Source organism: Streptomyces coerulescens, from assembly GCF_042657965.1.
Lineage (GTDB): Bacteria > Actinomycetota > Actinomycetes > Streptomycetales > Streptomycetaceae > Streptomyces > Streptomyces coerulescens.
The window spans coordinates 520024-526782 of the sequence record NZ_JBHSKM010000007.1 but is presented as its reverse complement, the minus strand read 5'-3'; the positions used below and the strand labels follow the sequence as shown (position 1 = coordinate 526782).

Here is a 6759-nt window from a genome sequence, read left to right as displayed (position 1 = left end):
TCTCGGGCTTTCCTCCGGGCAGTTTCCCTTCGGTCTTGCGTTTCCGACTCTATCAGATCCTTTTTCGATCCGATTCCCTGTCGGCGGGATTGTCTTGGGCTCTGGACTTTCGCCCGTCGGCCTTTCGACATTCACTACGTTAGCCGATTCCCCCGCCCGATTCATAATCGGGGTTCCGCGGATTCGAATTCGGGCATGCGGGCACGCCGGAATCGACCCCGCTGAGGGGTTGTCGCTAATGAGTGGGTTGGCCGCTCCGGCTGCTGACTTCGCAGTACCCGGTTCAGCGGCTCGGGCTACGTTACGCGCCCCGTCATGGCGCGTCAACTTGAGCGACGCTTGGGGACGTGGGCCCGATAGGGGCTGACCGTAGGGTCGTTGGCGACCCAGTAGCGCCAGGGGTGGATGTCGCCATTGCCTCCGTCACCTGCCACTCCGGTACGTGGGCCGTTCCGTACCTGGTCGGAGGGGACCGGGGTGCCGGTGAGGATCCTCAGTGGGGTCTCACCGGAGGCGCAGGCATCCGTACCGTCCAAGGCGCGGTCGACGTCCAGGGCGGTGGCCAGGCGGGCCGGGCCTTTGGCCAGTTCCTTGTCGTTGCGGGCCGAGAGTCGACGTGTGCGGGCGAGTTCGGCGCCCTCGACGATCTCGCCGGCGCGCAGCAGGACCGCGCTCGCCCGGCCTTCGGGACCGCACACCAGGTTCATGCAGTGCCACATGCCGTAGGTGAAGTAGACGTAGACGTGTCCGGGGGGACCGAACATCACGTCGTTGCGGGGGGTGCGGCCGCGATAGGCGTGCGAGCCGGGGTCAGCAGGGCCGTCGTAGGCCTCCACCTCTGTGAGGCGCAGGGCGATCGGACCGTCCGAGGTGGTGCGTACGAGGATGCGGCCCAGGAGGTCGGGGGCGACTTCCAGGACGGGGCGGTCGAAGAAGTTCCGGGGAAGGGGCGTACGGTCGGGGGTCGCGATCATGCCGTCCGAGGGTAGTGCAGACGGGTGGTCGCGACGGGGTGGTCAGGAAGCGTGCGCCTTGCCAGGGTGGGGCGCGGAACCGGCCACGGCCGGATCGCGTTTGTAGGGATCAGGGATCCACTCTGAGAAGAGGAGAGTCATGGCGTTCAAGAAGCTGCTCGCGAGCCTGGGGGCCGGCGGTGCTTCGGTCGAGACGGTGCTGACCGAGGTCAACGTCGTTCCGGGCGGTGTCGTCCAGGGTGAGGTGCGGATTCAGGGCGGGTCCGTGAGCCAGAACATCGAGGGCCTGTCCGTGGGTCTGCAGGCGCGTGTCGAGGTCGAGAGCCAGGACTCGGAGTACAAGCAGGACATCGAGTTCACGAAGATGCAGCTCGGTGGTGCCTTCGAGCTGCAGCCGGGTGCCGTGCACGCGGTGCCGTTCGGGCTGGAGATCCCGTGGGAGACGCCGATCACCACGATCGACGGTCAGGCGCTGCGCGGCATGAACATCGGTGTGACGACGGAGCTGGCGATCGCGCGGGCCGTGGACTCCACCGACCTGGACCCGATCAACGTGCACCCGCTGCCGGCGCAGAAGGCGATCCTCGACGCCTTCATCCAGCTGGGGTTCCGCTTCAAGAACGCGGACATGGAGCGCGGTCACATCCGCGGTACGCGGCAGAAGCTGCCGTTCTACCAGGAGATCGAGTTCTTCCCGCCGCAGCAGTACCGCGGCATCAACCAGGTCGAGCTGAGCTTCGTCGCGGACGGCAACGCGATGGACGTCGTCCTCGAAATGGACAAGAAGCCGGGGCTGTTCAGCGAGGGCAGTGACACCTTCCGTTCGTTCCAGGTGGGTCTGAACGACTTCCATGGGACCGACTGGGCGGCATACCTCAACCAGTGGCTGTCCGAGGTCGGCAGCAAGCGCAACTGGTTCTAGGCTCGGAACTGCTGATTCCACTGTTTCGTCAGGAGGTATCGAAGTGACCGAGCTCAAGCGGCGGCCGCTGCCCCACGACTTCCATCCGCCCGTGCCGTCCTTCACGGTCACGAGTGAGGACGTCGCGGCCGGCGGGACCCTCAAGGACGCTCAGGTCCACGCGGCCGGCAACACCTCGCCGCAGCTGCGCTGGGAGGGCTTCCCGGCCGGGACCAAGAGCTTCGCCGTGACCTGCTACGACCCGGACGCCCCCACGGGGAGCGGGTTCTGGCACTGGGTCGTCTTCGACATCCCGGCCTCCGTGACCGAGCTGCCGGCGGGTGCGGGCAGCGGCAAGTTCGAGGGGCTGCCGGCGGGTGCCGTACAGGCGCGGAACGACTACGGGTCGAAGGACTTCGGGGGCGCCGCGCCGCCGCCCGGTGACGGGCCGCATCGCTATGTGTTCACGGTGTACGCCGTGGATCAGGAGAAGCTCGGTCCGGACTCGGACGCCAGCCCGGCCGTCGTCGGGTTCAATCTGCGGTTCAAGGCGATCGCGCGTGCGCATGTGATCGGTGAGTACGAGGTGCCCGCCGAAGCCTGACGTTCATGGAACGTTTGCCCGTCCCTGGTCATGGAAGTGATCGGGGGCGGGCATTTTTTATTTCGTTGTCCATCTCGGCGTGCCCGGCCAGAGTTGATCCCAGTCCGCCAGGGGGTGGACAGGTGCGCACGGGAGGTGGGCTGCAATGCGGGACACGCTGGTACTGAACGCGAGCTTCGAGCCGCTGTCGACGGTGACGTTGAATCGAGCCGTCGTTCTGGTGCTTCAGGACAAGGCCGTCGTCGAGCAGGCCCACCCCGAACTGCGTATGCGTGGAGCCGAGGTCGACATACCCGCGCCCCGGGTGATCAGGCTGTGCAGGTACGTACGGGTGCCGTTCCGAAGACAAGCGCCGTGGTCGAGGCGGGGTGTTCTGGTGCGGGACCGGCACCGGTGCGCGTACTGCGGGCGCCGGGCCACGACCGTGGACCACGTGGTGCCGCGGTCGCACGGTGGGCAGGACACGTGGCTGAATACGGTCGCCTCGTGTGCGGAGGACAATCACCGGAAGGCCGACCGGACGCCTGAGCAGGCGGGTATGCCGTTGCTTCGGGAGCCGTTCGAGCCTACGCCTGCCGATGCGATGTTGCTGACGCTGGGGGCCGAGGAGTTCGCTGCGCTGCCGGATTGGCTGGCGACGGACGCGGCCTGACCATTCGCCGTGGGCCCATCGGTGGTTCTTAGGCTGCGGGTTCGTCGTGGCTTGTCGCGCGGTTCCCCGCGCCCCTGAAGGAGTTGGGGCCCGTCTTCGTTTTGAAGGCGGGCCCCGTTTTCGTACCGCAGGTCAGTCGATCGACGGCTTCTCTCGGCGTTCCGTAGCCTGGCCGGGGATGTTGGCCGAGCCGCCGTTGCCCGAACCGCCGCCCAGGCCGCCCAGGTTGCCCATGGCGCCGGAGAGGCCCTTGAGGGCGTCGCCGATTTCGCTGGGGACGATCCAGAGCTTGTTGGCGTCGCCCTCGGCGATCTTCGGGAGCATCTGGAGGTACTGGTAGGAGAGGAGCTTCTGGTCCGGGTCGCCGGCGTGGATCGCCTCGAAGACCGTACGGACGGCCTGGGCCTCGCCTTCCGCGCGCAGGGCGGCTGCCTTGGCCTCACCTTCGGCGCGGAGGATCTGGGACTGCTTCTCACCTTCCGCGGTGAGGATGGCTGCCTGGCGCGTACCTTCGGCGGTGAGGATCGCGGCGCGCTTGTCACGGTCGGCGCGCATCTGCTTCTCCATCGAGTCCTGGATGGAGGTGGGGGGCTCGATCGCCTTGAGTTCGACTCGGTTGACGCGGATGCCCCACTTGCCCGTCGCCTCGTCGAGGACGCCGCGCAGGGCGGCGTTGATCTCCTCGCGGGAGGTCAGGGTGCGCTCCAGGTCCATGCCGCCGATGATGTTGCGGAGCGTGGTGACGGTGAGCTGCTCGATGGCCTGGATGTAGCTGGCGACCTCGTAGGTGGCCGCGCGGGCGTCGGTCACCTGGTAGTAGATGACGGTGTCGATGTTCACGACCAGGTTGTCCTGGGTGATCACCGGCTGCGGCGGGAACGGCACGACCTGTTCACGCAGGTCGATGCGGTTGCGGATCGTGTCGATGAACGGGACCACGATGTTGAGGCCCGCGTTGAGTGTCCGCGTGTAGCGGCCGAAGCGCTCGACGATGGCCGCGCTCGCCTGCGGGATGACCTGGATCGTCTTGATCAGGGCGATGAAGACCAACACCACCAGAATGATCAGGACGATGATGACCGGTTCCATCGTCGTTCCCCGTACCCCTTCTCCGCTGCGGCAACTTCGGCAGATCTTATGCTTGTTGAAGATCTTGCTGGTCGAGTCTGACAGACCGTCGCGTACCCCGTGGCGCGTTCGCGCCAGATACGTCGTGCGAGGTCACGGTGCGGGCTCACATGACGATCGCCGTGGCCCCCTCGATGTCCACGACGTCCACTTCCTGGCCTACTTCGTAGGCGCGGTCGGTGTCGAGGGCGCGTGCCGACCAGATCTCTCCGGCGAGCTTGATGCGGCCGCCCGAGGCGTCCACGCGCTCCAGAACGACGGCCTGTTTGCCCTTCAACGCCTCGATGCCGGTGGCGAGTTGGGGCCGTTGTGCGCGATGACGGTTGGCGATGGGCCGTACGACGGCGATGAGTGCGGTCGAGACGACGACGAAGGCCACGACCTGGACGACGGCGTCACCGCCGAAGATGCCGGCGGCCACCGCGGCCGCGACGGCGCCGACCGCCAGCATGCCGAGTTCGGGCATCGCGGTGATCACGAGCCCGATGCCGAGCGCTGCCGCGCCGATCAACCACCAAACCCACGCGTCGATTTCCACATGGTCATGGTAGGACTGCGGGCCCTGTCGCCGACAGGGCGCCGATCGTTTGAAAGGCCCTTCTTACCGGGGTTCTTCGGTGAAGGAAGGGGTCAGGAGAGCGGGAGGCCCTGCGCCGTCCAGCGGTCGCCGACCTGCTCGACGACGAGCGGGAGGCCAAAACAGAGGGAGAGGTTGCGGGAGGTGAGTTCGAGCTCCATCGGGCCGGCGGCGAGCACCTTGCCCTGGCGGATCATCAGCACGTGGGTGAAGCCCGGCGGGATCTCCTCGACGTGGTGGGTGACCATGAGCATCGAGGGGGCGATCGGGTCGCGGGCGAGGCGGCCGAGGCGGCGGACGAGGTCCTCGCGGCCGCCGAGGTCGAGGCCCGCGGCGGGCTCGTCGAGGAGGAGCAGCTCGGGGTCGGCCATCAGGGCGCGGGAGATCAGGGTGCGCTTGCGCTCGCCCTCGGAGAGGGTGCCGAACTTCCGGTCGAGGTAGTCGCTCATGCCAAGGCGGTCGAGGAAGGCACGGGCGCGCTGCTCGTCGACGTCCTCGTAGTCCTCGTTCCAGGTGGCGGTCATGCCGTACGCGGCGGTCAGGACCGTCTGCAGGACGGTCTGGCGCTTGGGGAGCTTCTCGGCCAGGGCGATGCCCGCCACGCCGATGCGCGGGCGCAGCTCGAAGACGTCGGTGCCGGGCTTGCCGAGGGTCTCGCCGAGGATGGTGGCGGTGCCCTTGCTGGGGTAGAGGTAGCTGGACGCGACGTTGAGGAGGGTGGTCTTGCCTGCTCCGTTCGGGCCGAGGATGACCCAGCGCTCGCCCTCCTTGACCGACCAGGAGACCTGGTCCACCAGAGCCCGGCCCTCACGGACCACGGATACGTCCTGAAGCTCCAGAACATCGCTCATGAGCGCGTTGTCTCCCCTTGCAGTGTGACCGGTCTCGGCGTCTCGGCGTCTCGGTGGTCGCGTGCGCCTGTGGGCGCAGCCCTCAACGAAATCTACGCCACCGGTCCACCCGTTCATTCCATCGGTCCGGTCCTTAGGGTGGGGGCATGCTCTCGGAACCACGTTCAGGACGACTGGCCGCTTGGGGAAATGCCCTTTTGGCCGGATTTGTCTCACCGGATGACGCTGTGCACGAGATCGTCGGCGAGGACGTCGTGCACCGGGTGGAGGGGTTGCCCGGCGAGTCGGCGCCCGTGGGGCTCACTCTGGCGCTGGGGCGGCTGCGGACGCTCGGGGTGAGCGGGCTGCGGGTCGCGCTGCCCGCGCCGGGGCATCCGCTGGGGCTGAGCGGGCCGCCGGAGTTCAACGCGCGGGCGATGGATGCCGAGGAGGCGGTGATCTGCCACGGGGCCGCGTTCGGGCTGGTGCCGGAGGTGTACGAGGCCGGGCCCGACGGTGATGTGCATGCCGAGGTCGTCTGGCAGGTGCTGCCGGTGCGCGAGGCGCCGCCGGCGGACGTGCCGTCGCTGGGTGAGGCCGAGCGGGAGCTGGCGGAGGGCCTGCGGGAGGCGACCGAGGTGTTGTCCCGGCTGGATGTGGCCGGATCGGGGCCGGTGGCCGAGGCGGCGATCGACGCGTACCGGGCACGGGCCGAGCGGGGGCGGGAGGTGCTGGCGCCGGGGTATCCGCCGCGGGCGGTGCGCGTGCTGGAGATGGCTCGGCGGGTGGGGCTGCTGGTGTCGCTGGCGCGGGAGAACGGGCACGGGGGTGCGGTGAGCTCGGCGGAGATGGGGGCTCGGGCGGAGGCGTTGCGGCCGGTGGAGCGGGTGGCTCGGCGGGCGCAGGTGGCCGCGTACAACTCCGTTGTGGAGGACCGGGAGCGGGGGGTTCGGTGAGCGTCGGTCGCTAGGTGGGTGGCGTTGGGGTGGGCGTACCTGGGGGCTCTGCCCCCAGACCCCCGTATCGGCCCTGAACGGGCCTCGTCCTCAAACGCCGGACGGGCTGATTGAAGCCCGGGCTGGCTGAAAGAAGG

The 6759-nt window shown here is 68.2% G+C and carries 8 protein-coding genes; 4 read left to right on the top strand and 4 right to left on the bottom strand.

The window, feature by feature from the left end; translation table 11 throughout:
* Positions 1 to 323: 323 nt before the first annotated feature.
* A complete protein-coding gene (locus ACFPQ9_RS14295; RefSeq protein WP_380852350.1) occupies positions 324 to 974 on the bottom strand; it encodes a DNA-3-methyladenine glycosylase in 651 nt (216 codons plus the stop codon).
* Positions 975 to 1113: 139 nt separating this feature from the next.
* On the opposite strand from ACFPQ9_RS14295, the gene ACFPQ9_RS14290 reads away from it, so the two are divergent.
* The 3 genes from ACFPQ9_RS14290 (at position 1114) to ACFPQ9_RS14280 (ending at position 3131) form a co-directional block, all read left to right on the top strand.
* A complete protein-coding gene (locus ACFPQ9_RS14290; protein ID WP_380852347.1) occupies positions 1114 to 1896 on the top strand; it encodes a sporulation protein in 783 nt (260 codons plus the stop codon).
* 43 nt (positions 1897 to 1939) lie between these two features.
* Positions 1940 to 2479, top strand: coding sequence for a YbhB/YbcL family Raf kinase inhibitor-like protein (locus ACFPQ9_RS14285; protein ID WP_380852344.1), 540 nt, complete (start codon positions 1940 to 1942; stop codon positions 2477 to 2479).
* A 145-nt stretch (positions 2480 to 2624) separates the two neighbouring features.
* Positions 2625 to 3131 (top strand): HNH endonuclease, encoded by a 507-nt coding sequence (locus tag ACFPQ9_RS14280; RefSeq protein WP_107907322.1) that lies wholly within the window; start codon positions 2625 to 2627, stop codon positions 3129 to 3131.
* Between the two features lie 132 nt (positions 3132 to 3263).
* On the opposite strand, the gene ACFPQ9_RS14275 is transcribed toward ACFPQ9_RS14280, so the two are convergent.
* The 3 genes from ACFPQ9_RS14275 to ACFPQ9_RS14265 form a co-directional block, all read right to left on the bottom strand.
* A complete protein-coding gene (locus ACFPQ9_RS14275) occupies positions 3264 to 4220 on the bottom strand; it encodes an SPFH domain-containing protein (RefSeq protein ID WP_062725676.1) in 957 nt (318 codons plus the stop codon).
* A 145-nt stretch (positions 4221 to 4365) separates the two neighbouring features.
* Positions 4366 to 4797, bottom strand: coding sequence for an NfeD family protein (locus tag ACFPQ9_RS14270; RefSeq protein ID WP_126903003.1), 432 nt, complete (start codon positions 4795 to 4797; stop codon positions 4366 to 4368).
* A gap of 92 nt (positions 4798 to 4889) precedes the next feature.
* Positions 4890 to 5687 carry an ABC transporter ATP-binding protein gene (locus ACFPQ9_RS14265; RefSeq protein WP_380852339.1) on the bottom strand — a complete coding sequence of 266 codons (798 nt, stop codon included), beginning with the start codon at positions 5685 to 5687 and terminating at the stop codon, positions 4890 to 4892.
* A gap of 146 nt (positions 5688 to 5833) precedes the next feature.
* Between ACFPQ9_RS14265 and ACFPQ9_RS14260 the strand changes: the two genes are divergently transcribed.
* Complete coding sequence (locus ACFPQ9_RS14260; protein ID WP_380852336.1) at positions 5834 to 6622, top strand: hypothetical protein; 789 nt, start codon at positions 5834 to 5836, stop codon at positions 6620 to 6622.
* Positions 6623 to 6759: the final 137 nt, after the last annotated feature.